Genomic DNA, 18,218 nt, shown 5'->3' with positions numbered 1-18,218 from the left:
CCCGGCGTAATGATCAGTATGGGTATTTAGAATACTGACCCGACGCTCTTAGTATAAACCATTTTAACAAACAATAATGTAACTCAAGCTACAAAAATAGAACTTTTTTAATATTAATTATTGATTGTTTACTAACTATCATTATATACGATACTGTTTACAGATGAAACCCAAGGTTACATATCGTATAATAGACATATAGAATGTTCTTGATGTAGGAGAAACGATGAAAGTCCTTTACGATACTATTTTAAAAGCAACATATATAGGTCGCCCAAACCGTTTTGTGGTGACTTTAGATTTGAATGGTGAAAGTGTACTCGCTCATTTGCCAAATCCTGGTCGCATGTGGGAGCTCTTGTTTACGGGGGTAACGATGTACATCGTGCCTCATGATAAACCGGATGCGAAGACGAAATATCGCGTGGTAGGCATCGAGCGCGATGGCGTTGTTATCATGCTCGATACAAACTACAGCAACGATGTGGCGCAACATTTGATTGAAAATAAATGTATCCCTGGTTGGGAGGAGTGGCGCGTAGTGAGACGGGAATATACGGTTAAACTACATGGCACATCATCTCGATTTGACTTGCTCCTCACCAATGATAAGGGGGATGAGTTTTTACTAGAGGTTAAATCCTGTACCTTGTTCTCTAAGATGGGAGCCATGTTCCCTGATGCTATTACAGAGCGAGGCCGCAAGCATTTATTGCATCTGAAAGAATTACAAAATGAAGGCTACCACACGGGTGTTCTATTCCTCGTACAATGGGATCAAGCGCAGTGGTTCTTGCCAGATTATCATACGGATTTGGAATTTGCCAAAACCTTTAAAGAGGTGGCACCTTCATTAGATTGGAAAGCTGTGGCTGTGGCGTGGGATGAGACTTTCACCATGCCTACGGTGACACATGAATGTTCCTATCCTAGTTATATCCTCGACACAGAGGCTCATGATAGTGGCGTGTATGTGATGGTCATGCACCTCAATCACGATCTAGATCTCGAAATCGGTTCTAAAGGGATGATGCATTTCAAACCTGGTTACTATATGTACGTAGGCTCTGCAAAGGCAAATTTAACGAAACGCATTGAACGGCATAAACGAAAACGGAAGAAAATGCATTGGCACTTAGATTACTTCCGCGGTCACTGTGAAATGATAGCGGGCTTGCCGATTCGTACTAGTGGGAGGCCGCAGGCTATGACAACTTCTGCTCAAGAACGGCGTAAAGGTAAACTCTCTGACGATGCTCCAGCTGCTCGTGAAAGCGCAGATATAGAACTAACCAAAATTGACGTAGAATGTGCTCTCGCTGATGCAGTGCGAGCTATTGCGGAATGGAATGTACCGAACTTTGGATGTAGCGACTGTGACTGCAATAGCCATCTATTCGGAATGAGCGAAAACCCGATACACAATCAATTCTTTATAAACGTAATAGAAAATTACAGGATGAATATGCTAGATGAACTAGTTAATAGGTAATTATTATTGATGGGGCCTGAGAACTATATACGTAATTAATTAAAAAGTGCTATTACCTATCTCTTCGCTCCATAGTGACCTAAGTCGCTCATCAATAGGTAATAGCCCTTTTTAATACGCTAGTTATAAAGGTGTCCCATCAATAATAATATAGTCCTATCCATAGTTATCCCAGCATATTCATTCTATAGTTTCTACATAGAGAGAGGGGAGGTTTTGTGTATGAGGTTGTTTAGGTATGTGTTGTTAGGTATCGTTGGTGTTTGTAGTGTAGTGTTGAGTGGTTGTTCTTTCATTTGGACGACGGAGAATGGTGATCCTGCGACACCAGAGGATATCAAGTCTAGCGTGGAGAAGGAGTTCTCGGTTGTGCATCCGAATCTTGTTCTTCAGTCATCTGTGGTGGAGAAGGAGAAGCCATTCCAGCGAAATGTGTATGTGTTTTATGATGAAAGTAATGGTATTTCCTTTACTACAAATTCTGTAGTCAAGTGGCCAACATTGCCGGCCCCTGGTGGGGAGCGAAAAAATGATGCGGATTTTGCGTATTCACAAGCGTATTTAGTTCATTTGAATGGTTCGTTAGTGGAACGTGCTAAGCAGTATGGCATGCGGATGGCGACGCACGAGGAAGTCTTGGAGTTAGCTAAGTCTAAAGCGACACGTGTGGCAGGTACTAATAAGATATCTCTATTCACATATGATGAGATTATCTTTGTAGACGAATCTGTAAAGGGTGGAGATATTCTAACCTTTATGAAATCTATATATAGCCTGTATAAACCGCAAGACAACCCAGCGTTATTGCACCCTCGTTCTGATAGAAGCGTAGGCTTTTATTATCTACCAAAAGGAGAAGCGGACAAAACAAAAGCTAAGTATTTGATCGCCTTTCGATTTATGGCAAAAAATGATTGGAAAGAAACCATGCTAACAGGTATTGGCAGTACTGGTAACGACACTTCGGCTGTAGAACGAGACTTTGTTAGCATTTTAGATGATATGATACAACATGCGGTGCATTAAATATGAAGTTTATAGTAGTAACAGCAAGATGTAGGTAGGCTAAAGTAATTCATTTGCTAAAGGATTTAAGATGATGACTGACATAGGATAATATTCATAGTTATGGTATAATACAATAGAAAGAGATAGTGTATTATTTTATAAGATTTAATTAAATAATTAGCGGTCTGACAAATTTGTCGGACCGTTTTTAAGTATTTTAATTTTATGTGGGGAGTACGTAGGATTATTTTAAGGTGAGGTGTTATTAAGATGCCAGATGAAAGAATGCTTGAACGAGAGTTTCAAGAAAAAATTTATAATAATCGAGAAATTCAAGAGAACATAATTAATGCACTTGAAATAGACCCAAATAATTTTTTGTTTAATCGAGAAATTGAATTTGTTAATGGGATAACTTCAGATTTTATTATATCTAATACAGAAACGAATCAAATGCAAGCAATTATAGAATGTAAGCGTGCAGATATTGGTGTTACAGAATATGTTCGTGGCGTTGGTCAGTTATTTCAGTATGAACATTTTCAACGAAAAGGTATTCGACCTAGAAATTTATCACATATTATTTATGATAATGAAGAAAATAGAAATGTATTAGTTATACCCTCAAGTTTTATTGCTAATACAAATCTTAATATAGGGCTTTTCTGCTACCCTGAAACTGCTAAGATACTTGAGATTCATGTTAATAATAATAGAGTTAGAGAAATATCTAAAGATGAAATTACAAAATTAGCAGATGCAACAGTAGATAGTCTTAAAACAATTTCTCAATATTATGTTCGTGATAATCGTTTATTTGAATGTTATATAGCATTACGTGTTATTGGAATATTAAAGCATTTACATATAAGTCTTAATAGAGTTGATATTGAAAATAAAATTCTAAGGAAGATTGAGGTTATAAATAATCGTAACTGGAGAAATGCTTTCATAACTTTATCTAGTTTAGGTTTTATGAGTAAAAGAGCTGGGCTTAGTAATACTGAAGCTCAATTGATACCAGCAGAAGTATATAGTTTTATATCATCTATGTATAAAGACTATTTGTATCCATATATTGATATACTAATGGATATTTTGATAGAGAATAGTACAGATGGTATGTGTAATCTTAATAATCAACAAATTAGTAATTTAATAAGAAATCGATATGATGGTAGAGATGTTCTTTTCTTAACAGAAAGTAATGGACGATATATTTCTAGTTGGCTTAATATTATGCGAGATGATTTTGGTTGTATCCAATTTGCAGCAAGGAGCTCTGAACGTAAGATAATTTATAAACCTAGTGAGCTACGGCAACCAGATTTGACTAGAAAAATTAAAGAATATTCAAATGCCAAACAATATATAGATAATTTTGAATCAAAAATTAATGATATCATTGTTGATATATTGGCTCAAAATAGAATACATTTTAGTTAGGTGGTGAGTAGATGTCAGCAAATACAGGATATACTATATTCGAAACCTTCGTTGGTGCAGGTGGCTCTCATATAGGGTTTATGCAGGAAAATTTCAGAACGGTTTATGTTAATGATTTTATTGACGATTGCCTAAAGACATTAGTATATAATAATCCAAATTTAATTGAAGAGGGGGCTTATATAGATAATACCTCAATTGATAAAATTGATGCTGTAGCATTAAGAAATAAACTAGGTGTTACTATTGGTGAAATCGATGTTTTTTTTGGGGGGGTTGTTTGTAAGGGGTTTAGTTTAGCTGGAGAGAGAAATCCAATAGATGAGCGTAATTATTTATACCATGCACAGCTAAATCTAGTTAATGTATTTAGACCTAAGATTTCTATTATTGAAAATGTACCAGGAATGCGTAACGCTAAAGTTTTAGTTGGAGATGACGAGGATCTTCGTAGTGAGATAGAAAATCTATGGCAAGCATTAGAGAATTACAAGGGGAAAAAAGCTGCATTACGCAAAATCAATAAAATTGATGAGGCTTTTGAGGCTGAAGGCAAAGCATTAAAAAAACGTAAAGAATTGCTTTTAAGGCGTTTACAAAATTCACCGAATTATATATCTGTAGTAGAGGATATTAAAAGATTGTATGAGGAGATGGGATATACTGTTCATATGGATATCCTAAATTCTGCATGGTATGGTGCTGCAACTAAACGTGAAAGATTGATTATTGTGGCAATAAGAAATGATGTTGAGGATATATTTGAGTATCCTCAACCCCAATACATGGATCAGTCGATATATAAATCTGGGCTTGATAGAGATTTATTAAATTTGCCTTCACCTAAAACTGTTAATGATGCACTTAAATTAGTAGATTATGAAGATGAGGATGATATAGATAATTTGCCTATGAATCATAGCGAAAAGACTATTAGAAGATTTAAATATATTCCTGAAGGTGATAATATAGCAAATCATATGGATTTATTACCTGAAGAGTTGAAAATCAGTAAGTTTTATTCACGTGGTGCTACGATGCGATTGGATGGCACTCAACCAAGTCCAACTTTAGTACCTGGGCATAGCAATTTTCCAGTTCATCCTAAAGAACATAGAAGTATAACTGTGAGGGAAGCTGCAACAATTACTGGCTTTCCTTTGAAGTATAAGTTTTTTGGAAATCATTCTAAAAGATGTGAACATGTTGGGAATGCTGTACCACCACCACTCGCAAGAGCTCTTGCTCAATCATGTAAAAAAGTCTTAGATAATTATTACAAAAATCAATAATTAGTAATATTTAATCTAAAAGTTTTAAGTATTAATAGGAAATATTGAAAGCGGTATATAATCATTAATATCTATAAAGTAATCTTTATATAGAATGATTAATACCGTTTTTTAATTTCAATATTCAATATAAGGGATTCATGTATTTTCTATAAATATGGTTTTCATTGTCTAAAAATGCTATAATTATATGATGAATTAGTATCAGTGTTAGTAAAATGAGGTGAGATTGTGGCAGACCAACAATGGTCCCACGGGAATATTCATCCCGTTCAGATTGATAAAGAAATGAAGAATGCGTACATCGATTATGCAATGTCCGTAATCGTTATGCGTGCGCTTCCAGATGTGCGCGATGGTTTGAAACCAGTACATCGTCGTATTTTGTATGCGATGCACGAAACAGGTATGACGCCAAATAAACCGTACAAGAAATCCGCTCGTATCGTCGGTGATGTACTCGGTAAGTATCATCCACATGGTGATAGCTCCGTTTACGATGCGACAGTTCGTTTGGCACAGGATTTTAATACGCGCTACCTCTTGGTAGACGGTCACGGTAACTTCGGCTCCATCGACGGCGATAGTGCTGCTGCGATGCGTTATACCGAAGTACGTATGGCGAAGATTACAACGGAAATGCTTGCCGATATCGACAAGGAAACTGTTGATTTCATGCCGAACTATGATGAAAGCTTGCAAGAACCAACTGTATTGCCAGCGAAGATTCCAAATCTTCTCATCAATGGTTCCAGCGGTATCGCTGTAGGGATGGCGACAAATATTCCACCACATAATCTCAACGAGGTATGTAATGGTCTAGCGATGCTAATCGACAATCCGGATGTGACTGTAGATGAATTGATGACCGCTATTAAAGGTCCAGACTTCCCGACTGGAGCACTCATTTTGGGTCGAGAAGGCATCAAAAAAGCGTATTCTACAGGTCGTGGTAGCGTTAAAATGCGTGCTCGTGCGACCATCGAAGAGATGTCCAAGGGTAAGCATAAGATCGTAGTGACTGAGATTCCGTACCAAGTGAACAAGGCTCGCGTAATTGAAACCATTGCGAACTTGAGCCGTGATAAGGTCATCGATGGCATTACAGCACTTCGCGATGAATCTGACCGCCAAGGTCTGCGCATCGTTATCGAATTACGGGCTGACGTGCAACCAGACATCGTACTTAACAAATTATATAAACACACTCAACTTCAAGAAACATTCGGCGTGATTATGCTAGCCCTTGTGGACGGACATCCTCGCGTATTGAATTTGAAAGAAGTATTGGGTTACTACTTAGATCATCGTCTAGATGTTATCGTACGTCGTACTCAATTCGAGCTTAACAAAGCCGAAGCGCGTGCACACATCTTGGAAGGCTTGTTGATTGCCCTCGACCACATCGATGAAGTGATTGCGACAATCCGTAGTTCTCAAACTGACGAAATTGCGCGTAATGCATTAATGCAAAAATTCGGGCTTTCAGAGAAACAAGCGGTAGCCATCCTCGACATGCGTTTACGCCGTTTAACAGGCTTGGAACGCGAGAAAATCGAAGAGGAATACAAGGAATTGTTGGCATTGATCGAAGATTTGAAAGCTATCTTGGCTAGCGAAGCGCGTCAACGTCAAATCATCAAAGACGAACTCGATGATATGAAGAAGAAATACGGCGACCCTCGTCGTTCTGAAATCACCATCGATACGTCTGACCTTGATGTAGAAGACCTCATTGCTGACGAAGAAATGGTTATTACCTTGACTAAACAAGGCTATATCAAACGCATGAACGCGAACGTATATCGCAACCAACATAAAGGCGGCGCTGGCGTTATCGGCATGAAGACGAAGGAAGATGATTATGTAACGCAAATTATGCATGTGCGGACCCATAATACATTGCTATTCTTCACATCTGCAGGCCGTGCATATCGCCTCAAGGCGTACGAAGTGCCGGAAGCAGGCTCCCGCAACTCTCGCGGTACCGCTATGGTTAACGTATTGCCGCTTGCGGTAGGCGAATCCGTTACGACTATGATTGACCTTGAACGGGTCCATGAAGATGTAAATTTATTCATGGTCACTGAGTTCGGCGTTGTAAAACGTACGGCTATTGAAGAATACCGTAATATCCGTCGTTCTGGCCTCAATGCAATTAATCTCGACGAAGGCGATCGTTTGATTTCCGTTAACGTGACGACTGGCAACCAAGATATCTTGATTGGCACTAAGTTGGGCATTGCTATTCGCTTCAGCGAGCACGATGTGCGCCTCATGAAACGGGCGGCTCACGGCGTGCGCGGTATTAAACTCAATGCAGGCGACGTGGTTGTAGGCGCTGGTGTTCTTAATACTGATGAAAGTGAAGCACAAGTGTTTACTATCTCTGAAGAAGGTTTTGGTAAACGCAATGATGCGGAAGCTTACACATTGCAAAAACGCGGTGGTAAAGGCTCTAAGAACTTCAAGATTACGAACAAAACTGGCGATGTAGTAGCCGTAGAAGTTGTTCATAACGATGACGAAGTCATGCTTATTTCTGAGCAAGGTAAAATCATCCGCTTCAATATGAATGACATCGCTGTGAAGAAGGGCAAAGCTATCTCTGGTGTGAAAACACAAAATCTCGACGAAGGTGATAAGGTAGCTAGTATTGCTGTTATTCCAGGCGCTGAAATCGAAGAAGAAGTAGAATAATATAAAACACTATATTAACTATTGAGTAATTATGGGCGACCATCTAAGATGGTCGCCTCTAGTGTTGGGGGAGTTTAAAAATGAAAAAATGGCTAGCTGCTATGTTTGCAGCAGGGGTTTTCTTTGTAGGTGGCTTTGGTCAAGCTAGTGCTGCTGACTGGTACTATATCGATGCTGATGCTGACGATGCGGCATGGTTTATTGACAACTCTTCTGTATATAAAACAGATGATGCGGCCACAGTACTTGTTAAAATTAACAATGTTGAAGGCTTTACATATATCTACACAGTACGGATCGATCGCAAAGAAAAAACATGGACAGAACTTGATACAACAGTATATAGCAATGCTGGTATAGCATTGTTATCCAGTAAAGAAGCACAAAAACCTACGAAAATTGAACCGGATACCATGGGGGCGGAAGTTATGCAGGCCCTATGGGGTAAATAATCCAACAATTTAATAGAAGCTGATATTCGCTCTGTCTATTTAGATACTCAGAACGTATAAGTAGCCCCGAACTATCCTGAAAGCCTCCATAGTGACCTAAGTCGGTTTCAGAATAGTTCGGGGCTTTCTATATTATTAGTACTCTTACAGGGCGAATATCCGCTTTCAAATCCGTTGGATTATTTAATCCCATAAGGGGCCTTGCTAGACTTCCTAGGGAGAAAAAGTGACCTAAGTCGTTTTCAGAGTAGTTCGAGGTTTTCTATATCATTAGTACTTTTACAGGGCGAATATCCATATTCAATCGTGTCAGATTCATTTTTTCATACAGAGAGAATATTCCAAGGTGAGTGTGTTTTTGTTTTAGGTAGGTATGTTATTGAATAGATATGACAAAGAGGTTGTAATTAAAACTTAGTTTTAATTACAGCCTCTGGATTAGATTGTATTAACTATTATGATGGGAAAATTTAAATACTTCTTTTAAACTTATAATAACCAGAATTAGTGTAATTCCCCATCCAATTCGAGTTGCTAATAATAAATCATTTGACCAGATATTTAAGCAAGTTGCACCAATAGCTGAACCGATTGAAATCGCAACATTTTGCAGCATTCGTTGCAAAGCTCCTGTACTTCCTTGGATTTCCATAGGACTGGCTTGCATAATACTGGCAATATTAGCAGGTTGAAAGTATCCTCCACCAATACCGTAGATGAATAATCCTAATGTTAAGAGTTGATAAGGCCAGTTAGGATTGATCAGTAAGAGAAAAATCAAGGATATGATAATAATACTTAGACCAATATGGCTAAATAGCTTATTTTTATTGCCGTTATTGATTTTACTGGATATTCTTGAAAAAAGCACCAGCCCTGTAGGAGCTCCTAGAACAAGAAATCCAGTTTGCCCCACTTCTAGATGATATGATTGTTCAAAAATGAAGGGGGGAAGTAAAAAGATCATTGCAGAGGCAAAGCCAAAAGTAACTGTTTGAAAAAGGTAAGAGATTACTTGAGGATTATTTTTTAATCCTTTGATATCGATAAGTGCGTGTTTGTTATTAAGTTCCACATAGTAAAATATAATTCCGAGCAACAAGCTAGATAGTATCAGGATTATACCAACTACAAATAGATGTGATTTGTTTAATAAAGATAATCCTAATAAGAGAGAAACTAACATGAGAGTGTTTATAGTAATTCCAAGCATATCTAATTGTCGGTTGTTGTTTTTTTCGGAGAGTTTATTGAGAAGGAAATTATTACATGCAATTCCAAAAATTACAAAAGGAATATTTATCAAAAAAATAAGTTGCCAGAAACTTAACGAAAGTATGATCCCGCCTAAAGAGGGCCCTAGAATAGGGCCTAAACCAATCATAATTCCGAGGATACCAATAGAGCTATTTTTACGTTTTTCAGAAACTAAAGTTGTAATTAGTGCGGCAGAAGTAGCTTGTAAAGCAGCCGCTCCTATGCCTTGAAAAATTCGTCCAATAATTAATAAACTGATATTGTTAATTAAGCCACAAAATAAAGAACTTAGACCAAAAAGCACGAATCCTAAATACGAAATTTTTAATTTTCCAAATTTATCGCTTAATACGCCTAAAGGTAGGATAGAGATAGCTAAAGCTAAAGTATAACCGGTTATTGTGAAGGCTGCAATATCAGTTGAAGTTTGAAATTGTTCTTTTAAAAAGGGTAATGCTATATTGATAATTCCTGTATCGAGAGTGGATAATAACATTCCCATACCTGCAACAATTGTTATGAGTAAATCTTGCAATTGTTTATTCATAAAGATTTCTCCTTTTCTTTAAAACTATTAAGTATAATATAATAAGTCTAAAGTCTATAATCAAACGATTCAAAAAATATCGAATCGTTTAGGAGGATGTTTATGTCTATTACAATTCGGTTTAGCGATTATGCTTTGGAAACAAATGAAACGTTAATACAAAGAATACAATTTGTGTATTCCCCTTTAAATGAACTTTTTAGAAGTTTACATGTGCTTTTAAATCCGCGCCATCATGGAACTAATATTGATTGGGTGATTGAGATACAAGATAAACTTACTGAAGAATTTTATGAGAATCTTCATTATTTCCAACTTTTTTATGAACTGGGGGTCTCTCCTATTTTACTTTGTAATTTTCGTTATCATATGACAACGATTGAAGAGGAAATACAAAATTTAAAGAAATTTCTGGTTAATTATCCGACTATTCAATTAATTGAGTATTTGGAGAGAATAATAGATGATAGAGAAAATGCCTTTATTCCAACATTAGCAAAAGGACTAGAGTGGAAAGATTTTTCTTTAAATGAAAATGATCAATTGCTTAAAGATTTGAAGCGAAATGCTACAAGTGTTTATAGGAGACTTTTTTCTTTTATTGATTGGTATAGAAAATCAATTTTTGATGATACTTGGAAAGAAAAATCAATTGAGCAAAAGCTTTTAATTGAAATACAAAAGCAATCTTCATTTTTGAGGGAAAAAGGTTTTATAGAGATGTTTAATCATTTACAAATTGATCGAATCCATTGGGAAAAAGGAGCTTTAGCTATTATTAAACCTTTTAATCAAGAGGTTTATTTAAAGGACAGTGACTCTATTATGTTGTTACCAAGTTATTTTATTTGGCCGCATCTGTTTGTTGAATCTTTTAATCAAGGAATTGCTATTACTTATGATATTGCGGAGCAACCAAGTTATTATAACTCCACACCGGAGGGATTAGTTACTATTTTTAAAGCCTTGAGCGATTCAGTGCGGTTGCAAATTATGAATTATGTTTTGGAAAAACCAAGTACGACACAGTCTTTAGCGCAAATTTTATTAATGACTGAATCAAGCGTATCGAGACACTTACAAATTTTAAAAGACGCAAAGTTATTGAAAGCAAGAAAAGTGAAGAAGTTTGTTCTATATGAACCGACAGAGTTAGTTACTCAACTTATGCCGAATTTCTATCGCTTCTTTCGAAATTAAGAGAAGATGAATTACCATGTTGTGGGTTGATAGAGATAGTTTTCATATAACATTTAGTTTTCCCTTATATACTAGTTTGTATATTTTTGTATTTTCTTTGAGAGGTATTAATATGAAAAAAACATTGGCAGCTGTTTTGGCAGCAGGTGCATTATTAATCGGCGGTATTGGTAGTGTTGATGCGGCTAATTGGTATACAGTAGGCACTGATAGCAATGGTGTTACTTGGTCTATCGACAATGATTCCGTTAAAAAAGATGATAAAAAAGCGGTAATGGATATTAAAGCTATGGACTATGAAGGTTACCATTACATTGTGACTGAAGAGTTTAATCATAAAAAACGGGAAGTTAAGGATCTTAAGGTGACTCTTTATAATCCACAAGGTTATGTTGTGAAAGAGGAACAAGTTAATAAAAATAGCCGTAAAGTTGAGCCAGGTACGCCTGCGTACGCTGTATTCCAACTTATTTGGGGCGGTAAATAATTGAATCCTACAGACGAGTACACTATTGCTTAGTACCGGCTTGTCTAGATTGAATGATTTTGTGAAAGCTTCACACACGCACGTTCTTTTAAAGAGCGTGCGTTTTTTATGTACAATATAATTTTGTTTTAGCTCTTATAGTATTAACAATTAAGCCATTAGTTTTTATAGTGCTAATAAGTAAGTCACTTATTAAGGCACGTTAGTTAACGCCCTTAAGATAGATGAATTATTCATTATTCTATGTTAAAATGTGATTTATATTACACTTTTTCGGAGGTTTTGTGCAAAAGTGTAACAATTCTACATAGTATAAACTTTCACCATATCGTATACTATAGGTAAGATGCAGAAGTATGGCTTGGGCGCAGTGCTCTGTAGTTTAGCATATTTCGCCCCAATAGGTTTGGTAGTTATAGTTTGTTAGAGGAGGTCCTCATGTCTCAATACGAATTTATCGATAAACGCGTGCCGATTGCACTAGACAATCCATCCATTTATCACGACATTTCCAAGTGTAAAAACTGTACGTTATGCCGTCGCGCTTGTGCGGATGTAATGAGCGTACTTGATTACTACGACCTTGATGCAAACGGCGATGTGCCTGTATGTATCCATTGCGGTCAATGTGCGGCAGCATGCCCATTCGACTCTATGCATGCTAAATCCGAGCTTGAAAAGGTAAAAGCAGCCCTTGCAGATCCTGAAAAAATCGTCGTTATCCAAACGGCTCCGGCTGTTCGTGTAGCCATTGGTGAAGGCTTCGGTTATGAACCTGGCACATTCTTGGAAGGTAAAATGGTCGGTGCCTTGCGTGCACTTGGTGCAGATTATGTAGTAGATACTAACTTTGGTGCGGACTTAACCATCATGGAGGAAGCGTCTGAGCTTGTGGAACGCCTTAAAAATGGTGGTCAAATTCCTCAGTTTACAAGTTGCTGCCCAGCGTGGGTTCGCTTTGCGGAAATCTACTTCCCTGAATTGATTCCTAACTTGTCTTCTACACGTTCTTGTATCGCTATGGAAGCGGCCATGATTAAAACGTACTTTGCAGAGAAAAAAGGCATCGATCCTCGTAATATCGTATCCGTATCTGTAAACCCTTGTACGGCTAAAAAAGCAGAAACGAAACGGGAAGAAGAAAATGCGGCGGCTCGTTACCATAATGATGACTCCCTTGGCATGGATACAGATATTTCCATCACAACTCGTGAGTTCATCCGTTGGATCCAAGAGGAAAACCTCGACTTCAATGCCGTTGAAGATTCCCAATTTGATGACTTAATCGGTATGGAAACTGGCGCATCCATCATCTTCGGTAACACTGGTGGGGTTATGGAAGCGGCGATGCGTACGGCTTACAAGCTCATCACTGATAAAGAGCCACCTCCATATGCGTTGACTCACCTCGAAGACGTTCGCGGTATGGAAGGCGTAAAAGAGGCAACTGTTCAATTGGGTGACGACGTAACATTGTCCGTTGCCGTTGTTCATGGTGGTAAGAACACACGTGACTTCTTGAATGCTTTGAAAGACAGCGGTAAACACTACGACTTCATCGAAGTTATGGCGTGCCCAGGTGGTTGTATCGGTGGCGGTGGTCAACCGCGTACTAAATTGCCTCAAGCGGTTAAAACTAAGGAAGCTCGTATCGGCGGTCTTTACGAAGCTGACGAAAACTACAAATGGGTTGCGTCCTATGAAAATGAAGAAATCCAAACATTGTACAAAGATTTCTTAGGCGAACCATTGGGGCACAAGGCACACGAACTTTTACACACACACTACACAAATCGTAGTGCAGTTCTTGGTACTCGTAAAGATGTAACACCTGAAACGTGCCCAACATCCCCTAAATTCAAAGGCTAATGATAGTCGATTGCTTGAATATGGTGCAAGTTGGTGTTGATGATGTGCCAGTAAACAAAGAAAAAATTTAAAGATTAATAATAGTCGATTACTTAAACAGTAGGCTGTTACGGCAACTCAATGTTTATAAACATATAGTAGCGTTTGCTATTTAGGGTATAACAACATAAAATAGAAAATCCTACGGGTCATGAGTGACTTGATACTCACGTAGCCTTTGTTACAGTGCGGTCACTTTTTAAACGATCCGTAGGATTTTTTATATAATTATTCAAAATTCACATATTTTTACTGTATAACTTTATTATAATAATTCAGTACAAAAAAAATTATTTTATTATGAGGAAAAGATGAATCATTTAGTGTATAATATAAAAATATACTGTACGGATCAAGAGGGGACTTATGGGTGTTGCATTGGGAGAGCAACATAGAAAGCCCATAATATTCATAATATTGCGTAAGCATTAAGGAGCTTTTAGGAGAGATGAACCAGTTTTTTCGGCGGGTCCTGAGTGGCCTTGCCTTACTAGTTGCTGTCGTTGGTACAACTGGATGCCAACATGAGAGTCAGGCAGAACAAGAAACGGTACGAACCGTATCGTACCGTGCCGTCCTGGAGTCCAACAAACCTGTGTCTGAAAAGGTGGACACTTGGATTGCGGCCATGTCCCAAGAGGATAAGGTAGGGCAGCTGATGATGATCAGCCTTCATGGTAGTACGATAGGACAATCCCAAAAGGATGTGATCCGAAAATACCGTGTCAGTGGCGTTATGCTAACGAATGAAAATCTTATTAATAAGAACCAAGTGAAAACTTTCACCAGCGATATTATGCAAACGGCGATAACCTCTAGCATGGTGACACCCTATATTGCGGTGCATCGTGATCGCATATTGCATGGGAATGAAAGTTTCTTGCGGTTGCCGAAGCCCAATCGATGGGGGCAATTGCCTATGGATCGTATCATTAATTTGGCCACGCGATCTGCTATTGAAATGCGGGATATGGGCTTTAACTTGGTTATTGGGCCTAATGCTAACCTAGGTGTTCCTAATATGTCCTATACATCGGACCCCACGTGGGCAGGCCATATAAATCTTGCCATGGTGGAGCGTTACCAAATTAATCATATGTGGTCCGCTTATAACTACTTTCCGGCAGTGACCTTAGGGGATGCGTCCTTTGGCTCAGCTAATGAGGCAAAAGCATATCTCAGCAATAATGATGTAGCCGTCTTTAAACGGCTCATTGCACAGACGACGGCGAATAGCTATATGCTTGTGATGAGCCATATCCAGATTCCCGCCATCGATAATGAACACTTGGCGAGTTCCTCTAAGCCGATTATTGATGGTTGGCTTCGCAAGGAGCTTGGTTATAAAGGTATCGTTATGACGGACCGTATCGATGTGGGTGCGTTGCAATCCAATCAAAAGATAGGCGATTACGCTGTGGCTTCCATTTTGGCGGGCAGTGACCTCATTCTTGTTGATGCGGATACGATTCATATCGATGAAGTCCATCGTGCGCTGACGCAAGCGGTGGCGGATGGAACGATTTCGACCGAGCGTCTCAATGAATCGATTAAGCGCATCTTATTGATGAAAATGCAAACGCAAATTGATCCATAAGATATTTAAGAATATTAGATTTTGTAATCAGAAATTTACGAATTAGATATTTACAAGTTAGATATTTACTATTAAGAAACTTAGTACTAAGAAATTTAGTAACAGTTTAATATGCTTTACATGCAAATGACGTGCTATACCTTTTGGGTAGCACGTCATTTTTAAACTATATAGATTAAATTATATAGATTAAATTATATAGATTAAACTATATAGTTTAAACTATATAGTTTAATATGTATAGCTTATCTTATAATATATAACTTATATAACCATGCCTTATAGGATATGTTGATATCAAAGGTATATGAAAATAAAGTAATCATAAGGACTTTTATGATGATAAGGCAATACGTATCGCATAAAAGCTCTGATTTGATGGGTAAAAAAATTAACATAATAAAAAGCTATGTTAACTATATGAAAAAAAGTTTAATAATGATTTAAAATTATGATATAATAATTTCCGTAAATAGTTGGAGGTGAGTATATGAATTTTGTGGGACGTGCTGAAATTATAGAGCGTATCCAGTCCCGAATTGCAATGGGCCAAATGAGTTTATGTGTTGTATATGGTCCTCATCGCAGTGGTAAATCTTATGTGGCTTCGCAACTTGTACGCCGTCATAAGGCGATATATTTGGCGGGGCGTATGGCCAATGAATCCGTCCATGTGGCTGATATAAATAGAGCTCTTGAGGCACGTTTTGTTCCTGCTAATGCTCAAGATACATTCGAGCCTGTAGAGAGTTTGCAGCAGGCTTTTGTGAGACTTTTTGAAAGCAGTGTGAAAACACCTCAGACTGTGGTGATTGACGATTATCCATCCTTGGTGGAAGCAGTTCCTCAGTTTCCCATTCACTTGCGTGATTTATTAGATACCTATAAAGATACGAGCCGTTTGAATATCATTTTGATGGCGAATGGTCTGGAACAACTCGATGGCCGCATCATTGGCGATCGTAGCCTCATTGCTCCTTTCGTGTCCGAATATCTTGAGGTGAAACCATTTTCCTTGGTTGATATGAAATCTTTGGGCCTTCACTATGCAAAGGATGATTTGCGCACCGTCTTTGCCGTAACCGGTGGGTTACCTGCCTATGTGCAATACTTTGATAATGGTGAAAGCATCGATACGAATATTATTAACTTGTTCTTCTCAGTAACGGGAGCTCTCTTTGAAGAAACACAATATATTTTGCATCGAGATATGAAGAATATAACTGGCGCCAATGCCATTTTAACGGGCCTTGCTAGCTTGGAAAGACCGTACTACGTAGAGCTTTTACAAGAAAGCCAAATTAAAAGTGGCACCTTTACATCTCGTTTGAACGATCTCATGTCCATGGGGCTCGTGGGCCGTATTCAGGCAAGTAACCGTGGGAACGCAAAGTACGCGGATTACCATTTTACGAACAGTATGTTCCATTTCTGGTACCGCTATGTATATAAATATTGGGGCGATATCGTGCGCGGTTATGGCGCTGATGTATATTATAATCATGTAAAACCGCAGCTCAATGACTTTGTCCAAGCCGCGTGTATTGCGATTTAATCAGACAATTTCAGATTGAATACTACTACCTAAAGATTGAATACTATTACCCAATGATAGTATATATTTCCTCTTATAATGACACCACATTGCGTATGTGGTGTCATTTTTAGTAATTATCTATTTTCAGCAATTACTCTTTGAATCGCATACGTATGGTGTACTGTGGATGGAAACTAAGACTCAAATATAACAGAATATAGGGAAATTCCAAGGAATTGCCAATTTGTCAAAACACTCTTTCCGCGGTATTGTGTACATAAGCGCTATGCCATGGCAGGAAAGGGGATTTATGTTATACACAAACGAAGAACCTTTAGTACAAAAAACAAGTATTAAAACTGCAAACTTACAACATGACAACTATCAGTCAGAAACGTTAGAAACACAGGCATTACCATCTCATTCTTTACTATCGAAAGCTAATGAGTCTAGGGAAAGTATTCCAGAGGAATTGAAATTACAGACCCTCGTCTGTGGTCATCAAGTTTTATCGTCCTTGTCGGACAAGAGCCTCGTGTCTATCTGTCAAAAGCCGAATATGCGGATTCAGACGGTGGGATATCAGCCGTGGTCCGCTGATGAGCTTCGTCATGATGCGGCACAAATCGAGCTCTGTCGCAGGTATCGACCGCTCATCTTGCACTATACGAATCGCATGGGAAACCGCGAGTTCCGCGAGGACGTAGAGAGCTATCTCTGGGCCATCCTCATAGAATCGATTTATAGCTTTGATTTGAACGGGGCCGTACCGTTCCCAGGCTTTGTGAAAGCTGGCATCATGTACGGTTACATGCGGTACTGGAAGCGTGAACGATTGCGCTATCGCCGTGAAATTCACATTCCAGATCGCGCCACTGATGATGGAGACGTCGTATTTTGTATGGATATCTTCGCATCTGGTGAGAATGTGGCGGATATGGTGATGAGTGCCGATGAAGAGCATAGGCTGCGAGCACGCCTCGTATGGGCCTTAGGCAGACTATCGCCTGATCAACGAGACCTACTGCGTCGTGTCTACGGTGAGTGCCAAAGCTTGGTATCGGTTAGTGAAGAATTGAACTGTAGCCGCCAAGCCATCCAACGGCGCCACGAACGAGCCATTCGGAAGCTGCGGAGGTATTTGAGTACGGACTTTGAACACTTGTGTGTGCATTAGTTATTATAATTTAATTTCTTATTTATATCCTATATATTGCATATTTCTTTTAATCTCGATTAACAAATATACATAGAATATGCAATTCTCAATTTAAATGAGAAAATAATGACACATC

The 18,218-nt window shown here is 38.3% G+C and carries 13 protein-coding genes; 12 read left to right on the top strand and 1 reads right to left on the bottom strand.

Translation table 11 applies throughout. From position 1 onward, the window contains the following. Positions 1-226 precede the first annotated feature (226 nt). From sfsA to E7B10_RS04085, 6 genes are all read left to right on the top strand, one after another. Positions 227-1,492, top strand: a complete 1,266-nt coding sequence (sfsA, locus tag E7B10_RS04110; RefSeq protein ID WP_128114273.1) for a DNA/RNA nuclease SfsA — start codon at positions 227-229, stop codon at positions 1,490-1,492. A 222-nt stretch (positions 1,493-1,714) separates the two neighbouring features. Further along, complete coding sequence (locus tag E7B10_RS04105) at positions 1,715-2,518, top strand: hypothetical protein (RefSeq protein WP_128114272.1); 804 nt, start codon at positions 1,715-1,717, stop codon at positions 2,516-2,518. Between the two features lie 252 nt (positions 2,519-2,770). Next, positions 2,771-3,946, top strand: a complete 1,176-nt coding sequence (locus E7B10_RS04100) for a hypothetical protein (RefSeq protein ID WP_024062478.1) — start codon at positions 2,771-2,773, stop codon at positions 3,944-3,946. Positions 3,947-3,957: 11 nt separating this feature from the next. Continuing rightward, the gene (locus E7B10_RS04095) at positions 3,958-5,238 is read left to right on the top strand and encodes a DNA cytosine methyltransferase (protein WP_024062477.1); all 1,281 of its coding nucleotides are present in this window, start codon (positions 3,958-3,960) and stop codon (positions 5,236-5,238) included. Positions 5,239-5,469: 231 nt separating this feature from the next. After that, positions 5,470-7,938, top strand: a complete 2,469-nt coding sequence (gene gyrA, locus E7B10_RS04090) for a DNA gyrase subunit A (RefSeq protein ID WP_287510768.1) — start codon at positions 5,470-5,472, stop codon at positions 7,936-7,938. Positions 7,939-8,018: 80 nt separating this feature from the next. Further along, the gene (locus E7B10_RS04085; RefSeq protein ID WP_004694430.1) at positions 8,019-8,390 is read left to right on the top strand and encodes a hypothetical protein; all 372 of its coding nucleotides are present in this window, start codon (positions 8,019-8,021) and stop codon (positions 8,388-8,390) included. 448 nt (positions 8,391-8,838) lie between these two features. Here E7B10_RS04085 and E7B10_RS04080 read toward each other — a convergent pair whose 3' ends face one another. Further along, entirely contained in the window at positions 8,839-10,194 is a 1,356-nt protein-coding gene (locus E7B10_RS04080) for an MFS transporter (RefSeq protein ID WP_024060921.1), read from the bottom strand. Between the two features lie 102 nt (positions 10,195-10,296). Between E7B10_RS04080 and E7B10_RS04075 the strand changes: the two genes are divergently transcribed. The 6 genes from E7B10_RS04075 (at position 10,297) to E7B10_RS04050 (ending at position 18,100) form a co-directional block, all read left to right on the top strand. Next, positions 10,297-11,394, top strand: coding sequence for a metalloregulator ArsR/SmtB family transcription factor (locus E7B10_RS04075; protein ID WP_004694435.1), 1,098 nt, complete (start codon positions 10,297-10,299; stop codon positions 11,392-11,394). Between the two features lie 112 nt (positions 11,395-11,506). Continuing rightward, positions 11,507-11,881, top strand: a complete 375-nt coding sequence (locus tag E7B10_RS04070) for a hypothetical protein (protein ID WP_004694437.1) — start codon at positions 11,507-11,509, stop codon at positions 11,879-11,881. Positions 11,882-12,319: 438 nt separating this feature from the next. Further along, positions 12,320-13,750, top strand: coding sequence for a [FeFe] hydrogenase, group A (locus tag E7B10_RS04065; protein ID WP_287510015.1), 1,431 nt, complete (start codon positions 12,320-12,322; stop codon positions 13,748-13,750). Positions 13,751-14,237: 487 nt separating this feature from the next. Beyond that, the gene (locus tag E7B10_RS04060) at positions 14,238-15,386 is read left to right on the top strand and encodes a glycoside hydrolase family 3 N-terminal domain-containing protein (RefSeq protein WP_042986571.1); all 1,149 of its coding nucleotides are present in this window, start codon (positions 14,238-14,240) and stop codon (positions 15,384-15,386) included. A 490-nt stretch (positions 15,387-15,876) separates the two neighbouring features. Continuing rightward, entirely contained in the window at positions 15,877-16,941 is a 1,065-nt protein-coding gene (locus E7B10_RS04055; protein WP_302010196.1) for an ATP-binding protein, read from the top strand. 292 nt (positions 16,942-17,233) lie between these two features. Next, entirely contained in the window at positions 17,234-18,100 is an 867-nt protein-coding gene (locus E7B10_RS04050; protein ID WP_316055510.1) for a sigma-70 family RNA polymerase sigma factor, read from the top strand. The last annotated feature ends 118 nt before the right edge of the window (positions 18,101-18,218 follow it).

The organism is Veillonella sp., assembly GCF_032470285.1.
Lineage (GTDB): Bacteria > Bacillota > Negativicutes > Veillonellales > Veillonellaceae > Veillonella.
This window is presented reverse-complemented; position numbering and strand designations above follow the sequence as displayed.

Excerpts from the sequence above, each read along its gene's own strand:
- sfsA (WP_128114273.1), top strand. The coding sequence starts at position 227 with ATGAAAGTCCTTTACGATACTATTTTAAAAGCAACATATATAGGTCGC.
- E7B10_RS04105 (WP_128114272.1), top strand. The coding sequence starts at position 1,715 with ATGAGGTTGTTTAGGTATGTGTTGTTAGGTATCGTTGGTGTTTGTAGT.
- E7B10_RS04100 (WP_024062478.1), top strand. The coding sequence starts at position 2,771 with ATGCCAGATGAAAGAATGCTTGAACGAGAGTTTCAAGAAAAAATTTAT.
- E7B10_RS04095 (WP_024062477.1), top strand. The coding sequence starts at position 3,958 with ATGTCAGCAAATACAGGATATACTATATTCGAAACCTTCGTTGGTGCA.
- E7B10_RS04085 (WP_004694430.1), top strand. The coding sequence starts at position 8,019 with ATGAAAAAATGGCTAGCTGCTATGTTTGCAGCAGGGGTTTTCTTTGTA.
- E7B10_RS04080 (WP_024060921.1), bottom strand. The coding sequence starts at position 10,194 with ATGAATAAACAATTGCAAGATTTACTCATAACAATTGTTGCAGGTATG.
- E7B10_RS04075 (WP_004694435.1), top strand. The coding sequence starts at position 10,297 with ATGTCTATTACAATTCGGTTTAGCGATTATGCTTTGGAAACAAATGAA.
- E7B10_RS04070 (WP_004694437.1), top strand. The coding sequence starts at position 11,507 with ATGAAAAAAACATTGGCAGCTGTTTTGGCAGCAGGTGCATTATTAATC.
- E7B10_RS04065 (WP_287510015.1), top strand. The coding sequence starts at position 12,320 with ATGTCTCAATACGAATTTATCGATAAACGCGTGCCGATTGCACTAGAC.
- E7B10_RS04060 (WP_042986571.1), top strand. The coding sequence starts at position 14,238 with ATGAACCAGTTTTTTCGGCGGGTCCTGAGTGGCCTTGCCTTACTAGTT.
- E7B10_RS04055 (WP_302010196.1), top strand. The coding sequence starts at position 15,877 with ATGAATTTTGTGGGACGTGCTGAAATTATAGAGCGTATCCAGTCCCGA.
- E7B10_RS04050 (WP_316055510.1), top strand. The coding sequence starts at position 17,234 with ATGTTATACACAAACGAAGAACCTTTAGTACAAAAAACAAGTATTAAA.